This window comes from Streptococcus sp. X13SY08, from assembly GCF_001182825.2.
Lineage (GTDB): Bacteria > Bacillota > Bacilli > Lactobacillales > Streptococcaceae > Streptococcus.
Map to the genome: position 1 here is coordinate 786,606 of NZ_LFYO02000002.1, position 18,068 is coordinate 804,673.

An 18,068-nucleotide genomic window follows, 5' to 3' on the forward strand; every position below is an offset into this window, starting at 1 on the left:
TCACTTTAATTTTCTTTTTTCTGTGCTTGTCTTTCAACTTCTTCGTGCAAGTTAGATTTGAGCTGAATAAAAACTTTGTGCAAGATATGGAAATCTTCCTTGGTTAATCCCTTGGCCAAAATCACTTTCATCTGACTTCTAAACTGATCAATATTTTCTGCTTTTTTTCGACCAAATTCTGTCAGCACAACATACTTGACTCTCTTATCTTCCTTAGAAGGCACAATCTCGATAAAGCCATTTTTCTCCATGCGCTTCATGAGATTGGAATTAACCGATTTTGACAAATGTAGCGCTTCTTCCATATCCTTAAAGGAAATATCTTGATGTTCTTGGGACTTTAAAAACAGAATGGCGTGACCTTGGGGGCCACCCAAATGCTCCGCTCCGCAATCTTTTGCCATCTCCTCCACAAACTGCTCTAATTCATTGATAAACAAACGCAATTCTTGAAAAGGATTTTCCGTGTGTTGATGATGCATATCCTTCTTCCTTTCTAAAATAGTTCTTATGAAAACCATTTAGTTGTCGTGAGAACTATTATACTAGAAAATCAACCTAAGTCAAGAAAAATGTTCTCATGAAAACAAAAAATTGACAAAAGAAAAAAAGACACTCTTTATACGATTGCCATTTTCATCCCGCTCATGCAGTTGACCAAAGTCTTCGTTGTATTTGATCAGTTCCCAATCCTTGTAATAATCCTTCAACTCCCCTTCTTTAAAGGTAAATGGAAAATCGAGCGGACAAGGTGCATCTTCTGTGTCCATGGCAGCCACAATGAGATTGTATCCACCAAGTAGCGTATGCTCCTGCATATTGCTAATAATATCTGGAATAGCTTGTCGATTCAAAAACATGAAAACGACTGTTGACAAAATCCAGTCATATTCCTCCGTCAAGTTGGCAGTGTTGATATCATAATCAGCGACCTTAAGATCCAGATCCTCTTCTTCCATGACTGCTTGCAAGATTTCCAGACTCATGTCATTGGCATCAAACGCCGTCACATCAAAACCTTTTTTAGCAAGATAAAGAGCATTTCGTCCTCTACCAGACCCCAAATCCAGTACGCGACATGGTTCCGTAATGGTGTCAAGTGCCTCCACTACTTCTGAGTGAGCCCGACCTATATCATATTTCTTGGCAAAATAATCCTCTGGACGACAGAAAAATTCCACAAAAAATTCGGTATCTTCCGTTAACAAGGTCACACGATGCCATGCCTGCGGCTCCACCATAGGAATATCATCTGCAGGACCAAATTTCTGGCTAGAGACCACTTGTCCATCTTCTGACAGGTGTTCAAATTGCAACTTACCTTTTAAAATTTTCAACTTGCCCCATGTTCCAACTTGGGTATTGTGTTGCTTCTGAATCGTTTCTGGAGTTGTTTCCAGATTCCAAACAGGCATGCGCTTATAGGCGATCAATGCTTTGCTCATGACAGTTCTCCTTCCCGACTATTGATAGATTTCATCGTACGCTTGATATCACGGTCCTGATCACGGCGCTTGATGGATTCACGCTTGTCATAGTCATGCTTCCCTTTCGCCAAGCCAATCAAGACTTTGGCCAAGCCGTCCTTGATGTAGACTTTGAGTGGTACTAAGGTCATCCCTGTTCCCTTGACCTCATTTTCTAGTTGGGCGATTTGCTTCTTACGTAAGAGCAATTTCCGTGTCCGCGTTGGATCTTGATTCCAGATATTCCCTTCATCATAAGGTGCGATATGGACGTTATTGAGCCAAGCTTCCCCACGACGAATCTGCGCAAAACCGTCTTTGAGATTGATTCTGGCTGCACGGACTGACTTGATCTCCGTCCCTGTCAGGACAATTCCCGCTTCAACCGTATCAACAATCGTATAATCGTGACGCGCTTTTTTATTTTGCGCGACGACGTTTCCTTCCCCCTTTGCCATTCTGGCCTCCTTTTTTGGCTACTTCCTTATAAAATGGTTTCTTTTTCTTGTCTTTTTTAGCTTTTTCACCAGCTGCTAGGCCACTGCCGTGTTTGCCTTTTGAAGCTGATTTTTCATGCACCTTGCCTTTACCACGACCCGAACGATCGTCTCGGCTGCGGTTGGAATGACTCTTATTTTTACGGTCTAACTTACGGTCACGACCAGCGGATTTGTCCCGTTTTTCAATGACATCCACATCTGAGGGTAGGTATTCAAAGTCAATCTCACCCGTCATCTTGTCTGCACGGAGCAATTTGATACGAATGGCTTGACCAACACGGAAAACCGTTCCTGTCTTCTCTCCTTGCAGAGTCATAGTCCGTTCATTGTAATGGTAATACTCGGGCAGATTGGTAATGTGAATCAAGCCTTCGACGGTATTTGGCAATTCAACGAAAAGTCCAAATTTGACGACGCTTGCTATCACACCATCGAATTCTTGACCGACAAATTCCTGCATGAATTCGGCCTTCTTCATGGCTTTGACTTCGCGTTCTGCCTCAATGGCACGACGCTAATTTTCTTCCGTTAGGCGACCATATTCTCGCACCATGCGGTGAACCAAAAGGTCTGGATAGCGACGAATTGGACTGGTAAAGTGCGTGTAAAACTCCGCACCAAGACCATAGTGACCGTGATTGTGCTCTGAGTAACGCGCCTGCTGCATAGACCGCAAAAGCATCATATTAAGGACATCGGCATAGGGCTCGCCCGCTACCTTAGCCATGAGTTCCTGAAGAGCTTCTTGTGAAATGGAAGCTGCCGTCCCGTAGACCGTCAAGCCAAAGTTGGTCGCATAATCGATAAATTTCTGCAACTTCTCAGCCTTTGGTTCCTCGTGAATCCGGTAAATAAAAGGCAAGTCCAGTTTAGCAAAATGCTCCGCAACGCACTCATTAGCTGCCAGCATAAAAGATTCAATCATTCGCTCGGCAACACCACGCTGACGCAAAACGATATCCACTGGCATGCCTTCCTTATTGACGATGATTTTAGCTTCACTAGTATCAAAATTAAGAGCTCCGCGAGCCGTCCGCATAGCTTCCAGTGTCTCATGCAAGTCTACCATGAGCTCCACGCTTGGTAGAATTTCCTTTAATTGCTCTCGTTTTTCCGCGTCCCCCGCAATAATATCATTGACATCCGAATAGGTCATACGGAAGGTCGTTTTGATGACCGTTTGGCCAATCCAATGACTGACCAACCGCCCCTTGTTGTCAATCTCCATAATGGCTGACTGGGTCAAACGCTCCACATTTGGATTGAGAGAGCAAATTCCATTTGACAAACGCTCAGGTAGCATAGGCACTACTCGGTCTGTCACGTATACAGAAGTTCCACGATTGAGTGCTTCGCGATCGAGAGCAGAACCTTCCGTCACATAGTAGGACACGTCCGCAATATGCACACCCAGCTCCGTGTTGCCATTTGACAGGCGCTTAATATGGACCGCATCATCCAAATCCTTGGCATCCGCACCATCAATAGTGAAAGTAAGCTCCTGACGCAAATCCAAACGACCAATCAAATCTTTGTCTGACGGTGCATCTGGCACTGCCTCGGCTTCTGCCAAGACATCCTCTGGAAACTCAGATACAATATCCATAGATTCCAAAACCTCTAAGACATCAATGCCCGCGTCATCCTTATGACCAACCACATCCCGCAAAGTTGCCACGAAATAATCGTGTTTCTTGCTTGGATACTGGTCAATATCCACCTTGATAATCTCTGTTCCTGTCAAGACCAGAGGGGATTTTTTAACATAAATCCGTTGCGGGATTTTTTGATTTTTGGACTTGATATAGCCAGCATATTTAGGTTTTTCCTCATCCAAAACTAGAAGGCCAACAGCCGTTTTGAGACTGTGCTCAAAAATATCGATGACTTTTGCCTCAGCAGCTGTGCCCTTCATCCGGTCTGCCACCTTAGTAATAGCCACTTCAACAGTGTCTCCCTCTATGGCATGGCCCACGTCATTTCTACCCACGAAGAGATCATCTTCTTCCTCGTCTACGGTAACAAAACCAAAACCATTTTTATGGGCACGAAAAATCCCCTTGAGGGTAAAGCCTTTTTTCTTTTTCTTAGGTGGCAAGGAAATCTTACCAGACTTGTCAAAATGCAGACTTTCCTTGCTTTCCATCTTGGAAATGATTTTGACCAACTCTGTAAATTCCTTAGAGGAGCCGGCTTCAAAATGATCCGCCAACTGATCCATGGTCACAGGGCCAGCCAGTTCTACATACTCTAAAATATTTTTTTTCATGTTTCTTTTTACTCTTTACGAAAAATACAAAAAAGGGACTTCAACCAGTCCCCATCCAACTTTATCTACTTGAAATAACAACTAAAGCAAGTGCTACAACAAGCCATACAAATACCAGAATGGCTGTCAAACGTTGCATAACGGCTTCAAATCCACGCGCTTTTGAACGTTCAAACAAAGCACCTGAACCCGCCGCGTCAAATACGTTACTTGATTGGTTTTTAGCTGGCTGCATGAAAATCACCGCCACAATAATTACAGATAAAATTAAAAGAATGGTTAATAAAACTTGATACATTTTTCGTTCACTTTCTTCAATAACTCCCTACATTGTACCATAAATTTTATTTGGTTTCAATATGAAGCGTCACTTTTCTTTCCTTAGGACAATATTTCAAGACCTCAATCTTCTGCGGATGAGTCTTACTATTTTTACTCGTCAAATAATTTTTACTGCCACACTCCGAGCATTGCAAATTGATCTTTACTCTCACAAAATTTCCTAACTTTCCACTGTCATCTGTGCCAAGAAAGCATCCACCTGATGAAAAGTTTCTTCCATACTCCCTCGATTATCGATGACAACAGCCGCTTTTTCTTTTTTTTCTTCTAAAGAAAGCTGCGCTCCCAAGCGATTTTCAGCCTCTTTCCGATTGTAACCATTTCGCTCCATGAGCCGACTAAGCTGCTGCGCTCTGTCTACATAGACCAACCAGGTCTCATCGACCGCTCTCTCATATCCCAATTCAAATAAGAGAGGGATATCCATGAGAACCACATCTTGTTCTTGCAAAAGAGCATCTCTACGCGCCAGTAATTCCTGACGAATAATCGAGTCTTGGATTTCCGACAAACGCTTGCGCAGATCAGGCTGGCTAAAGACCTTTTCTGACAAAGTTTTACGATCCAGCTGGCCATGTGCATCCAAAATGGCATTTCCAAATTCTATTACCAGCGCCTCGTAGAGGCTTTCGCCCTTAGCTTGCAATTCATGGACCACTGCATCCGCATCAATGACTGACCAGCCTTTTTGTCTTAGATAATTGGTAACAGTCGATTTTCCAGAGGCAATGCCGCCCGTTAGTCCGATTACTTTTTTCATTTGTTCTCCTGACAAGTCGGGCAAAAATGCGTCCCGCGTCCACCTAGCTGAATCTTAACTAGCTCCGTCTGGCAACGCGAACAGATCTGCCCTGCTTTTCCATAAACTTCCAAATAGTCCTGCATGGTCCCGTCTAGCCCCAAAGCATTGCGGTAAGTTCGAATGGTTGAGCCTCCCTTTTCCACGCCGAGGCGCAGAACATCAATAATAGCTAGGCGCAAATCCTGACTTTCAGTCTCCGTCAGACTAAAGCTCGGTCGCGCCGGATGAATCCTCGCCCGCCAGAGTGCCTCATCCACATAGATATTTCCAAGACCAGCTACCAAAGTCTGGTCTAATAAATGTGACTTGATGGGCTTTTTAGATTTCGTTAGTTTTTCTTGAAGAGGGCAGAGCGTAAACTCATGCTCCGTTGGTTCTGAACCTAATTTCTTAGAAAGGAAATAATTCTCCACTGCGTTTTTATCTAGGATTTCCATAGTACCAAATTTACGCACATCTTGATAGACCAAGACAGAACCATCTGTAAAGTCAAAAAAGACATGGAAATGCTTATTGTCAGGTACTTGAGCTTGATTTTCAAAAAGAAGATATTTTCCTTCCATCCGCAAATGAGATACAACAACCATATCTGTCAGATAAAGAAGAAGGTATTTACCACGGCGAGCCACAGACTGGACCACCTGACCCGGAAGAGCCTCAGAAAAAGCAACTGCACCTGACACAATCATCTTGGCATAGCCTACTCGCACCGACTGAATCTCTTTTCCCACAATCAAACGTTCCAGCCCCCGCCGCACCGTCTCAACCTCAGGTAGTTCAGGCATGATTACGATACCAAGAGCGATAAAAAAGCGACTGAAATTTAGGAGAACGACCGAAGTGTGCTATCACACAAGGAGTTCTGTCTAATTTCCGAGCTTTTCGCTCGGGTTCAGGTCAACTTACAACACCCTGTCCTTTCTTCATAATATTACTATGTAATAGGAAATTGACCGACGACGCGTGCGTCTAGGGACAATTTATCTTTTTGACACCATCCTCGTAGTTAGTGTTCAGTTCCGAACACTAGCTTACCCTATCCTTTCTACATATTTTCTAAGAATCCTAGATGAGTTTAAAGTAACTCTTCCGCTGATTTTTCTTGTACATGTTGATCCATTTAAAAATCAAATCGTTCTAAGATTCCTTCGGCATTTCGTTTGTAAAAGATTTCAGAATGCTCTTTGTCAAAAAAGATAGGAAACATATCCGACATGGAATCAGCGAGCTCAATCTTACCACTTGCGATATCCTCATGACTGACCCAGACTACTTCACCCTCTTCGGAGCTCTGCAATTGTCCCAAAAACTCCGTCGTTTTATAAAGAAAAACCAAGTAGCGAGCGCCATCGTCACGCGTATGAAAATGCTTGACACCCAGCAATTGAGGATTGAAAATGGTTAGCCCCGTCTCTTCAAATACCTCACGAATAACAGCTTCGTGCAGGCTCTCTCCTTTTTCAATGTGACCACCAGAAAAGGCTGCACCGTCCAAAGTATAACGCTCGGAATTGCGAATCTGCATGACGAATCGCCCAGTCTCATCCTCCACAAGGCACATATTGGTTAAAATCACTTCTTCACTGCGTGGCATGTTACTCCTTTAATTAATGATGTTACAACTAGTCCACTTTCATTACAAAATGCACTGTCCGACTGACTTCTCGGAAACCTAGAGCATGATGGAGTGCCTGACTAGTAACATTTTCTAGCCTACAATCAGATGCTAATTCTTTCAATTCTTGTTTCTTCGCCCAGTTGCGGGCAAAGGCAATCAATTCACTGGCAATTCCCAGCTTCTGGTAAGCTTCTAAAACAAAAATACCTTCCAAATAAGCCACAGGACTCACTTGTGTCCCCTCGACATAATCCTGACGAACAGATAGGCTCATGAAAGCAACCACACACCCATCTTTTCGATAGATGAATTCATAAGGAAATTTCTGACTTAAAAATTCTTCTACCAGAGATTCTTGACTTGTAGACCACAGTTTGCTAGCCAAAGCTGCCCAAGCACTGACATTGCTCTCTGTGACGATTTTTCAATCATCTTCTAATACTCTTTCTCGTTGTAACCAAAATCCGCTAAATCGAGCTTCTTATCACGCCAGTTTTTCTTGACTTTGACCCAAGTTTCAAGATAAACCTTGTCACCTAGCATGAGTTCAATATCACGGCGTGCCATAGAACCAATTTTCTTGAGCATGGATCCCTGTTTTCCGATAATGATGCCTTTTTGGCTATCGCGCTCAACCATAATAGTTGCACGAATATGGACCTTATCTGTCTCTTCATCACGCTTCATGGACTCAATGACTACAGCAACTGAATGGGGCACCTCTTGCTCCGTCAAGCGAAGTACTTTCTCGCGAATCATTTCAGACACCAAGAAGCGCTCAGGGTGGTCGGTGATTTGATCTTCTGGGAAATATTGGAAACCTTCATCCAAATTTTCCTTAAGTAATTCCATTAGGCGGTTGACATTATTTCCTTGACCGGCAGAAATCGGTACAATTTCCTTGAAGTCCATCTGGTGACGGAAATCATCAATTTGCTCCAACAGTTGATCAGGGTGAACCTTGTCAATCTTGTTGACCACCAAAATAACGGGGATCTTAGCAGATTTGAGACGTTCCATAATCATGTCATCCCCCTTGCCACGTTTTTCATCGGCTGGCACCATGAAGAGAACCGTATCCACTTCACGCAAGGTGCTGTAGGCAGACTCCACCATAAAATCACCCAAGGCTGTCTTAGGCTTGTGAATTCCCGGTGTGTCAATAAAGACAATTTGCTCTTCTGCCGTCGTGTAAATCCCCATGATTTTGTTGCGCGTTGTCTGCGCCTTATCACTCATAATGGCAATCTTTTGCCCCATCACATAATTCAAAAATGTTGATTTCCCAACATTTGGACGACCTAAAATCGCCACAAAACCAGATTTAAACATAAGATACAAAGGGCGTAAAAAATGAATTGAAAATAGGAAATTCTTGCAGTATCACTCTGATACAAAAGAATTTATCTTTTTCATAAGTTTTTAGCCCGTGTTCAATTCCAAACACAAGCTCACCCATTCCTTCCCTTCTAAAATTTCTCTTTCTTTTTTACTAAATAAGTTAACAAAGACTGTTAACTCCATTTATTTCTACAGATTGTGCCAACAATGTTTATCCAAACACCATCAGCCAAATCTTAGGCACAAAGATAATCAGCCCTACCAATAAAGCAAAGCCGGAAACAAACAAAACTGCCCCTGCCGCCATATCTTTGGCATTTTTAGCCAACATGGAGAAGTGATAATTACTAGCCAAATCGACTACATTTTCAACGGCAGAGTTGATGATTTCAAAGGCAATGACCAAGCTGATGCTAAGCAGCAAAAAAAGCCATTCGATAACATTGACTCGGAAAATCAAACCCGCCAAGACCACTAAAACAGCCGATAAGGCATGTTTTTTCATGTTACGTTCTTCCTTGAAGGCCGTAAATAAACCCGTGACCGCAAATTCCATACTGGCTACTAAATCACGGTTTTTCCATTTTTTTTGATTATTCTCTTGTAAGTCCATAAGCTGTCAAAATCTCTTCCTGTAGTCCAAACATTTCCGCTTCTTCCTCTGGCGTATAGTGATCATAACCATTGACATGAAGGAAACCATGGACCGCTAAAAAGCCCATTTCCCGCTCAAAAGAATGCCCATAATCTTCTGCCTGCTCACGCGCTTTGTCGATGGAAATATAAAGCTCACCAATGTAACTATCAAAATCTTCCATCATCTCCGCAAGCTCAGGATTGTCCAGCAAATCCTCTTCATCAAAAATAATCTCTGTCTCAGGGTTGTACTCCAGGCTAACCACATCTGTTGGCCGATCGATGCCACGGTACTCCAAGTTGACCTCGTGCACACGCTTATTGTCCACGAAGGTCACAGCCATTTCCTTTTTCTCTTTGCCGATTTTTTGGGCAGCAAAATCGAGCAAATCTAAAATCTGCTCCTGCATGTCTTGTGAAACCTGCCCCGTCTCATCCACCATTTCGATATACATAGTCCACCCGTCACTTTCTTTGTCCCCATTATACCATAAAAAGCCCGAGCCACAAAGAAAAGGCGGTCTCCCGCCTTCTACTGATTCTCCTTCATCCAGTCCAGTATTTGAACCGCGTCTGTCACCACAGCATCCGCCTCTATCTTTTTGGAAATAGCAGAGCGACCACGATGATTGTACCAAATACACTGCCAGCCAGCTTGCTGCCAATGACATCATTTTCAAAGGAATCCCCCCACATAGACAAGCTCGGAAGCAGGCAAGTTCAAACGTTCTTCCATCATCCGGAAAATCTCCACAGATGGCTTAGTCACACCAACCTGACCAGAAATGATGATATGTTCTGGGGAAATCCATTTGTCTAAACCCAAGGCCTGAATTTTCCGCTCTTGGTGGCGATGCGGTCCATTGGTAATGATTCCTAGCTTAATCCCATGTTGATAGCAAAATTCAAAAATAGCAACAAAATCAGCTGGTAATTCTAAATGCCCTTGAAAATAAGCATATTGCTGCTGCAGGTCCAAAGCTTTATCATCCGAAATAGTCATACCATTCTTTGCAAAAGCCGATTTCATACGATAAATGTGACTGGCTTCCAAGGAAATCTCTCCTGTCACAGCCGCTTCAAAGACCTCATCCGCAAAGGTCCGAAAATCCAAATAGAGCTGTCTAAGCTGCGTTTCTGTCAGTCCATAGGCTGCAATCGAACGCACAAGAGGCTGCATCTGATCATACAAAGTATCATCCAAATCAAAAATCGTTGCTTTCATATCTTTATTGTAGCAAAAATCTAGTAAACTTTCTTACCCTATCTTACACTTTCTGTTGAATCTTATGCATCTGTGCATAGTTTCCACCTAGAGCTAGGAGTTCCTCATGAGTACCACGTTCAATGATATGCCCCGCATCCAGAACCAAAATCTGATCTGCATTTTGGATGGTGGACAGGCGATGAGCGATGATAAAGGTCGTGCGACCTTCTTTGATCACTTCCATAGCCCGCTGGATAATCTCCTCTGTCTCCGTATCAATGTGGGAAGTCGCCTCATCCAAGATCAGAATTTTAGGATTGGAAAAGAGAGTGCGGGAAAAGGCAATGAGCTGGCGCTCCCCTACTGGAGAAGGCAGCTCCCTTTTCGACAACTGGCTCATCAATGCCCTTTTCCAACCGCCCCAACAAATCCTTGGCACCCACTTTTTCCAGCGCTTGGCGAATCTCACAAGGATCTGCATCTTTCTTGTCCATACTGACATTGCTAGCAATGGTTCCAGTAAATAAATACGGATCCTGCAAAACAATTCCCATATTGCTGCGCAAACTCTCTCTAGAAAACAGTGAAATATCTTGCCCATCAATCAAAATTTGTCCCTTTTGCGGTTCATAAAAGCGATAAAGCAAGTTCATGATGGATGATTTCCCAGAGCCTGTGTGCCCCACAAGTGCTATCGTTTCCCCTTTTTTAGCCTCGATTGAAATATCCTGTAAAACAGGCTTTCCTTACTCGTAGGCGAATTCCACATGGTCAAAGACCACATTTCCTTCTTTGACTTCTAAGTTCGCATCCGCATCTGCTTCCACTTCTTGGTCCAGCAAATCCAACACCCGTTGACCCGTTTCCACCGACCGATGAATATTAGGTAATTGCCGCACTAGCATACCCATTAAGTCAAATAAATTAATAACGTAATTTAGGTAAACAAATAGACGACCAGCACTCAAGGCTGAATGACCTGACAAAAATTGCATTCCAACGATGGTTAGAATCGCAGTTACCAGCATGTTTTTGACAAATTCACTGAGTGGCCAAGAGGCAATAGACATGGCCCAAATAATACGATTGTCCGCATCTTTCATCTTGGTCGCTGTCTGATCAAATTCCGCTAGCACTGCCTCTTCCTGCCGATAAAGCTGAATGAGACTAGCCCCGTTCATGATTTCATTGACCTGTGTATTGACCTCGCTTCTAGCATCGTAGAAATCCTTCATAGGCTTATCAGGCAAGCGTTTGTAGATCACTTGTAAACCATAAAAAGCTGGTAAGAGAATGAGCAGCACCGCTCCCAAAATAGGGTTCAGGAAGAAAATAATTCCATAAACAAAGGCAACCCGCAGAATATTTGTAAAAATATGTACTAACATGCCATAGAATTGTGTTCTTAGAGTCTCGGTATCGTTGACAATTCGTGTTGCAATTTTCCCAGCAGGCTTATCGTCGAAATAAGAAATAGGGAGACGCTGCATGGTTTCATAAGCACGATTGCGCATGAGCTCTGCTATTTTATTGGCACAGTGCATGAGTAAGCGAGTCGCCACATAAGAGAAACCTGCCCCTAGTGTCACGAGAACAAGATAGAATCCCAACTGCCGCAAAAAATCCGCTTGATTAAATGCTAAACCTTTTCCAAGCTTGGTCAACGGTCCGTCAATGACCCGCTGCAATAAGAGCGGTGACAACTGACCGCTGATAATAGCAAGCACAAATACCGTGACTGCCAGTAGAAAGAGACCCTTGATGTAGCGAATTTCTTTCAATAATCGTACAATAACTCTCATCTTATTCTCCTCCTTCCTGGCTCTGCTGCCGTTGGTATTGTTCATAATACCAGCCTCCTAAGGCCAATAGCTGAGCTGGAGTGCCTTCTTCGACAATCCGGCCATCTTCCATGACTAATACCCAGTCAGCGTGGTTAACCGCAGACAAGCGGTGCGTCACGATGACATTGGTTTTTCCAGCACGCTCCTTTTGAATATTTTCAATAATTTTTCGCTCTGTCCGAGCGTCAACTGCTGACAAGGAGTCATCCAAAATCAAGAGCTCTGGCTCCCGTAAGAAAGCGCGTGCAATAGAAATCCGTTGCTTTTGTCCTCCTGAAATGGACACACCCCGCTCACCAATCATGGTCTCTAAACCATTTGACATCCGATCCAAATCGTCTTTGAAAGCCGCTGTTTCAGTAGATTTTGCAATGGATTCTTTGGAAGCATCCTTCTTACCAAGAGCAATATTTTCTCCCACCGATTTTGAAAACAAAATATGTTCTTGCGGCACATAACCAATTAAATGCTCGATTGAGATCCGCGAATAGTGAGCAATTCCTTGTCCATCTAAAAAGAAATTTCCTTGTCCCAGTGGATATTGCCGTGAAAACTGACGAATCAAGGTTGTCTTACCTGAGCCCGTTTTTCCGACAATCCCAACTGTCTGACCGCGCTTGAGAGTCCAATTAATACCCGTTAAACTCTTGCGCTCCGCATGTGGATAAGCAAAATCATAGTCCCTAAAAGCAAAATCCTCCACAAACTGGGCTACTTCTTTCCCATTTTCCTCCATGTCATCGCCCGTTGTGATCAATTCATTCACCTTTTCAAAAGAAGTTTTCCCCGTCTGATAGACTAAGATAAAATCCGATAACATGAACAATGGCTCAATCAAAGATACCATATACAGTTGAAGTGCAATGACCTGCCCTAGCGATAATTGCCCTGCCATCAGATAGCGTGCTCCCAAAAGCAAGACTAGGACAGTCGACAATCCCATGAAAAAATTGGCCATAGGTCCGTATAAGGACTGGTAAGTCATGATGTGTTCTCCCTCATGAGCTAGATTTCTCGTTTTCTCATGAAAACGATTGCCCTGCACCGCTTTTTTACTATAGGCCCGCATGACACGAATCCCTTCCACCGCTTCTAATACCTCATTATTGAGTGCCGCAACCGCCTCACGATTTCGTTCAATAATCACATCCTGTTTTTCCATGAAATCACAAACGTAGCTGGCAGGATAAAGGCGATCATGGCACCTGCGTAGACCACAATCATAAGGCCATAGCCGACCATTTCCATGAGTCCCTCAACATCTGTTGAAAACCGCGTCAGCATATCTCCTGGCCGAAATTTTTTCATAAAATGGCGTCCGCATGGTCACCAATTTCTTGAAAGCACGCTGTTGCATCCCAAACTTGAAATTGACTGAACCCTGAAATAATTTATAATGCCAAATGTAGGCAGACAGGTAATTAAGCCCTGACGCTACTGCCAAAATGACCATATCACGGGTCAATGAACCCGCAGTCATTGTCTCATGTGATAATTGATCTACCAAGCGCTGGATAACCTGCGTTGGAATCAAGAGTGTCACATCATAGACAATAATCAAGACCGCAATCAGCAGATACATCCACTTATGCTGCTTGACATAATCAAAAATTAACCCAAACATTTTCTTCTCCTTATCCTCTCCATCCAAATTTCCTAAGCCATCTGTTTCTCTTGCAAAAAAGCACACAAAAAGACCCAGATAGAGTCATATCATACTCCATCTGAGGCCCCTCAAGTCCGCAAAAATAAACTAAGAGATGTTCTTAGAAAGGAGCATTTGTCTATTCAATTGTTGTTTCATCATTTTTGTATTCATGATAGTTCTCCTTTCTGTTTTCTAGTTCACATTCTATCAGAAAAAATAGAGATATCAAGGGTATTTTAGGAAATTATGAAAAAAACAACCTTGATTGACTATAAAAAATATAATATAATTATTAATGTATAATTTACCAAATTAAAAGGAGATTTTTATGAAAAGTAAAAACGGAATTTTGAAAACTATCGGATTGATTATTTTAGCTGTCCTAGTTTTCTCACTACTACTGGCACTTTCTCCACTTGCTCTCATCATAGGTGGTGTTGGATATTGGTATTTTACTAAGAAAAAACCTGATTCTAAAATGAAAAAATACTCTATGATTCTAGGAATTGTTGGCTTAATTGGTTCTATTTTATTGGTTGCAATAGGAGGGAGCGATAGACCAAAAAATAAAACTAATGAGACTTCTGAAGTTTCAGCATTAGCTAGTTCTAAAGAAATGAGTTCCAAGTCTGAAACTAAAGTAGATAGTACTCAATCGAACAAAGAGGCTGAAGAAAAAGCTAGACGTGACCCTAACAATTATCCAACTATAGCTTATGATGAAATGGCAAGAAATGGTGATGCACATGCTGGAGAAAACTTACAGATTACAGGAAAAGTAATTCAGGTTCAGGATGACGGGTCTGGCGGAGCTACGTTACGAATTGCAACATCTGCGGATGGATACGACGATGTTTATCTTGTACAAATCGATGCTGCAGAATGGACGGGGCATAGGCTCTTAGAAGACGATTTAATCACCGTTTATGGTGTTATATATGGTTTATATTCGTATGAGACTGTATTAGGAAATAAACAAACGGTACCTGCCATCGTTGATGTATTCTATTAGCAATTTTATAGATCCATCATTGGAGTTCTTCTTACATATTTTATAGATATTTAGTCAAATTTTATGGGACAATAACTATTAATATTTTCAAAAATAAACTAAAAAATGTTATTTTTTGCAAAGAATTATACAAATATCTCATTTATTTCGCAAAATTTATAATTAATTCTAGAATTTTTATAATTTGAGGTTCTACCAATTTAGAAGAGATAGTACTCTTAATAATACAAAACTCCAACTCCAACTCAATGAGATGGATTGCTATGCTAGTTACTGCCTTCATATCCCAACTTGCCAGAAATTAACCTAGTGAAAAGCCTTGTTTTAGAGGCTTTTTATTTTTCTTTCAGATTAATTATTGACAATTTTTTAAATATTTTGAGCAGATTTGGGGCAGACATAACAAAAACCCTTGTAAATCAAGGGTTTTCTGTATTTCTTATGCTAGTTGCCGGGATTGAACCGGCGACCTCATCCTTACCATGGATGCGCTCTACCGACTGAGCTAAACCAGCAATACCTACTTATTGTAACATAAATAGGTTGTTTGTCAATAGACTTTTTTGAAAATCAAGCGGTTTCCCGCTTCGCTTTTTTTACAGCAATTCTTCTAATTTGCTTTGATTGACGTGTGGATAATTAGCTAAGAAAGTATGCAATTCCTTCAATACAGTTGGCATAAATCCTAACTGATCATTTTCGATTTGCAAGACTAAAAGTGGCTCGTGGAGGCTCATACGCAAGAGGAACCAGCCTTGTCCAAATGGTTCTTTCAAGGTAAAACGAATGCCTTCTTCATTTTCAGGATTGAAAACAAAGCCCTCTACTGGATAATTTCCCAAATCTTCAATAATTTGACGTCCAAGTTTTTTATAATCAGGTGTTTCTAACTTGAAGCGAACTTCTTGTGTTTCCACCGGTTGTTTCAAATCCGCAATCAAATCATCCACCGTTTGATCTTTTTGTGCCAGTTTTGGTAAGAGCATGAGGATTTTCGCTGCGGCATAGGTCCCATCATCTAGGAAATAATTTTCCTTGAACGCCGCATGTCCACTGGTTTCAATGGCAAGTTGGCAATCCACACCCGCTTCATTCGCTTCTATAGCACGATTGATGACATTGCGGTAACCAGAAATATAGCGAATTTGTTTGCCGCCCAATTTCTCAATAAAATCTTTCAAATGATCAGAGGTTGGAGAGTTGGTCACAATGCTAGTACCAGGATGTTCTGACAAAGCAATTTGACTGAGAATGGCAATCAAATTATTACGGTTAAGAATCTCTCCTTGGCTAGTCACAACAGCAGCACGGTCCACATCTGTATCAAAGATAATCCCCAAATCAGCTTTTTCTTTCAGAACAGCCGCTTGAATACTTGCCATAGCCTCTTTGTTATCTGGATTTGGAATGTGATTTGGGAAGGTACCATCTGGTTCCAAGAATTGTGAACCGCTTGTATCCGCACCCAGTTCTGTCAAGACGCGTTCTGCAAAAAATCCACCAGCTCCATTACCCGCGTCCACAATGATTTTCATACCTGCAAGCGGTTGGTTAGTAGCTACACCACTACCTTTACGGATTTTTCCAACAAGGTCCGCAGAATAAGGTGTTAAAATATCCGCTTTGCCAATATGACCTGTACCCCCATTGTCATTTTGATCCGTATGCTCTAAGATATAGTCGATGTCTTCGTGCTCCGCTCCGCCATTTTTGGAAAATATCTTAATCCCATTAAAATAGTAAGGGAGGTGACTAGCAGTTATCATGACACCCGCATCACAAGAAAATTCCTCATATTGGGTCGCCATGAACATGGCTGGGGTCGTCGCAAGTCCAAAATCAATGACGTCCACTCCCTGAGCTTGTAGTTGGTCCGTGAGAACCTGTGCCAAATCAGGACCACTCAAGCGGCTATCTCGCCCCACACCGATAGTTAAATGACCCGCTTGATAGGCTTCTTCATTGGCTACTCGTAACCAGCTCACCAAGCCCGCTGCGATTTGTTTCACCGCATCTGGTGTCAAATTCACTGCCCATTCGTCCGTTGCAATAGCAACGCCTCGAATATCCGAACCATTTTGCAACTGTGCTAATTCTGTCATAAACGTCCTCCGTTTTGTTTGCGTTTTCATTATTTTATCATAAATTAGGGTTTTAGAAAACTTTGGATAAGAAAAAACAATGAACGGGAGACCATTCATTGTTTTAAAATACACTGCTAATCCTATTGACATTTAGGATTACTGAGCTTACTCTGCCTCCTCTGGCAATTCACCGATTACTTCGTAGCTAGTTAGACCAGAAGCAGGCTCTTCTTCCTGCACAAGGGGAGTTGGTCCACTTTCGTAGGCTTTGATAATGTCTGCAACAACTGGATGGCGTACGACGTCTTTGGCGGAAAAATGAACGAAGTCAATCTGCTTGATATGTTTCAATTTTTCGTCAGCATCAATCAAACCCGACTTAACCTTGCGTGGCAGGTCAATCTGACTGGTGTCTCCATTGACAATCATCTTAGAATTAAAACCAAGACGGGTCAGGAACATCTTCATCTGCACAATCGTCGTATTCTGTGCCTCATCAAGAATGACAAAAGCATCATCCAATGTCCGCCCACGCATGTAGGCTAAGGGTGCAATTTCAATAATTTCCCGCTCCATGAGGCGAGCTGTCTGTTCTTTACCTAAAATCTGATAGAGGGCATCGTAAACCGGACGGAGATAGGGATCCACTTTTTCCTTGAGGTCTCCTGGCAAAAATCCTAGACTTTCACCAGCTTCTACCGCAGGACGAGTTAAAATAATTCGTTTGACTTGTCCACGCTTGAGGGCTGTCACTGCAAGAGTCACCGCTAGAAAAGTCTTCCCTGTTCCCGCAGGACCAATGCCGAATACCACATCATGGTGCTTAACGCTGTCTACATAAACCTTCTGTCCCAGCGTTTTGATGCGAATCGGTTTCCCATAATTGTCCTTGATAATTTCTTCTTCGTAGAGAGCGACAAATTTGTCAATGGAACCCGCCTGGGCCATGGAAAGCGCAGTAATCACATCAGAAGTATTGACAATCATGCCTCGTCCGACCAAAACCAACAGGGCTTCAATGGCAAGACGCGCAGTTTCCACTGCTTCTTGTTCATCGCCTAATATCTGCACACGCTCTGTTCGTGCATGAATGACCACACCAAGATTATCTTCCATCAATCAACAGAAAATTCTTGCAAATTATTTTCCTTTTCTTTGTTTGATTATCCACATTATAACAAAAATCTCCAAGGAATGCCCTCAAAAAGCTATGCAGCTATGCTATTATTCAAAAAAGCCAAGGAAGAAATTTCCTTAGCTAAGAATAAAGACAATGTCTTCGTTTGATACTTTCCTTAG

The 18,068-nt window shown here is 42.4% G+C and carries 16 protein-coding genes, 1 tRNA gene and 3 pseudogenes; 1 reads left to right on the plus strand and 19 read right to left on the minus strand.

What is annotated here, in order from left to right:
• Positions 1–5: 5 nt before the first annotated feature.
• From AEX56_RS04640 to AEX56_RS04710, 16 genes and pseudogenes are all read right to left on the minus strand, one after another.
• Positions 6–482, minus strand: a complete 477-nt coding sequence (locus AEX56_RS04640; protein WP_049618063.1) for a MarR family winged helix-turn-helix transcriptional regulator — start codon at positions 480–482, stop codon at positions 6–8.
• A 96-nt stretch (positions 483–578) separates the two neighbouring features.
• Complete coding sequence (tehB, locus tag AEX56_RS04645; RefSeq protein ID WP_049618064.1) at positions 579–1,445, minus strand: SAM-dependent methyltransferase TehB; 867 nt, start codon at positions 1,443–1,445, stop codon at positions 579–581.
• Entirely contained in the window at positions 1,442–1,924 is a 483-nt protein-coding gene (gene smpB, locus AEX56_RS04650; protein WP_049618065.1) for an SsrA-binding protein SmpB, read from the minus strand. Before smpB ends, tehB begins: the two co-directional genes overlap by 4 nt.
• A 207-nt stretch (positions 1,925–2,131) precedes the next feature.
• Positions 2,132–4,235, minus strand: a pseudogene (gene rnr / locus AEX56_RS04655) (ribonuclease R); the annotation flags it as partial.
• 61 nt (positions 4,236–4,296) lie between these two features.
• Complete coding sequence (secG, locus tag AEX56_RS04660; protein ID WP_049618066.1) at positions 4,297–4,533, minus strand: preprotein translocase subunit SecG; 237 nt, start codon at positions 4,531–4,533, stop codon at positions 4,297–4,299.
• 46 nt (positions 4,534–4,579) lie between these two features.
• The gene (rpmG, locus tag AEX56_RS08230) at positions 4,580–4,729 is read right to left on the minus strand and encodes a 50S ribosomal protein L33 (RefSeq protein ID WP_082326175.1); all 150 of its coding nucleotides are present in this window, start codon (positions 4,727–4,729) and stop codon (positions 4,580–4,582) included.
• A gap of 8 nt (positions 4,730–4,737) precedes the next feature.
• On the minus strand, positions 4,738–5,337 hold the full coding sequence (gene coaE, locus AEX56_RS04665; RefSeq protein ID WP_049618067.1) for a dephospho-CoA kinase: 600 nt from the start codon (positions 5,335–5,337) through the stop codon (positions 4,738–4,740).
• Entirely contained in the window at positions 5,334–6,164 is an 831-nt protein-coding gene (gene mutM, locus AEX56_RS04670) for a DNA-formamidopyrimidine glycosylase (protein WP_049618068.1), read from the minus strand. Before mutM ends, coaE begins: the two co-directional genes overlap by 4 nt.
• 335 nt (positions 6,165–6,499) lie before the next feature.
• On the minus strand, positions 6,500–6,973 hold the full coding sequence (locus tag AEX56_RS04675; protein ID WP_049618069.1) for an 8-oxo-dGTP diphosphatase: 474 nt from the start codon (positions 6,971–6,973) through the stop codon (positions 6,500–6,502).
• Between the two features lie 28 nt (positions 6,974–7,001).
• The gene (gene aac(6') / locus AEX56_RS04680) at positions 7,002–7,418 is read right to left on the minus strand and encodes an aminoglycoside 6'-N-acetyltransferase (RefSeq protein ID WP_049618070.1); all 417 of its coding nucleotides are present in this window, start codon (positions 7,416–7,418) and stop codon (positions 7,002–7,004) included.
• Positions 7,419–7,432: 14 nt separating this feature from the next.
• Positions 7,433–8,329, minus strand: coding sequence for a GTPase Era (gene era, locus AEX56_RS04685; RefSeq protein ID WP_049618271.1), 897 nt, complete (start codon positions 8,327–8,329; stop codon positions 7,433–7,435).
• Between the two features lie 220 nt (positions 8,330–8,549).
• Positions 8,550–8,951, minus strand: a complete 402-nt coding sequence (locus tag AEX56_RS04690) for a diacylglycerol kinase family protein (protein WP_049618071.1) — start codon at positions 8,949–8,951, stop codon at positions 8,550–8,552.
• Positions 8,932–9,429 carry an rRNA maturation RNase YbeY gene (ybeY, locus tag AEX56_RS04695; RefSeq protein ID WP_049618072.1) on the minus strand — a complete coding sequence of 166 codons (498 nt, stop codon included), beginning with the start codon at positions 9,427–9,429 and terminating at the stop codon, positions 8,932–8,934. The genes AEX56_RS04690 and ybeY overlap by 20 nt, the downstream gene beginning before the upstream one ends.
• A 221-nt stretch (positions 9,430–9,650) precedes the next feature.
• The gene (locus tag AEX56_RS04700) at positions 9,651–10,199 is read right to left on the minus strand and encodes an HAD family hydrolase (protein WP_236682976.1); all 549 of its coding nucleotides are present in this window, start codon (positions 10,197–10,199) and stop codon (positions 9,651–9,653) included.
• Positions 10,200–10,242: 43 nt separating this feature from the next.
• Positions 10,243–11,983 (minus strand): annotated as a pseudogene (locus AEX56_RS04705) (ABC transporter ATP-binding protein).
• Between the two features lies 1 nt (position 11,984).
• Positions 11,985–13,649 (minus strand): annotated as a pseudogene (locus tag AEX56_RS04710) (ABC transporter ATP-binding protein).
• Between the two features lie 352 nt (positions 13,650–14,001).
• Here AEX56_RS04710 and AEX56_RS04715 point away from each other — a divergent pair.
• Complete coding sequence (locus AEX56_RS04715) at positions 14,002–14,685, plus strand: hypothetical protein (protein WP_049618073.1); 684 nt, start codon at positions 14,002–14,004, stop codon at positions 14,683–14,685.
• A 442-nt stretch (positions 14,686–15,127) separates the two neighbouring features.
• On the opposite strand, the gene AEX56_RS04720 is transcribed toward AEX56_RS04715, so the two are convergent.
• The 3 genes from AEX56_RS04720 to AEX56_RS04730 form a co-directional block, all read right to left on the minus strand.
• Positions 15,128–15,200 (minus strand) — tRNA-Thr (locus AEX56_RS04720).
• A gap of 81 nt (positions 15,201–15,281) precedes the next feature.
• Positions 15,282–16,787, minus strand: coding sequence for a phosphoglucomutase (locus AEX56_RS04725; protein WP_049618074.1), 1,506 nt, complete (start codon positions 16,785–16,787; stop codon positions 15,282–15,284).
• Between the two features lie 147 nt (positions 16,788–16,934).
• Positions 16,935–17,885 carry a PhoH family protein gene (locus tag AEX56_RS04730; RefSeq protein ID WP_236683002.1) on the minus strand — a complete coding sequence of 317 codons (951 nt, stop codon included), beginning with the start codon at positions 17,883–17,885 and terminating at the stop codon, positions 16,935–16,937.
• Positions 17,886–18,068: the final 183 nt, after the last annotated feature.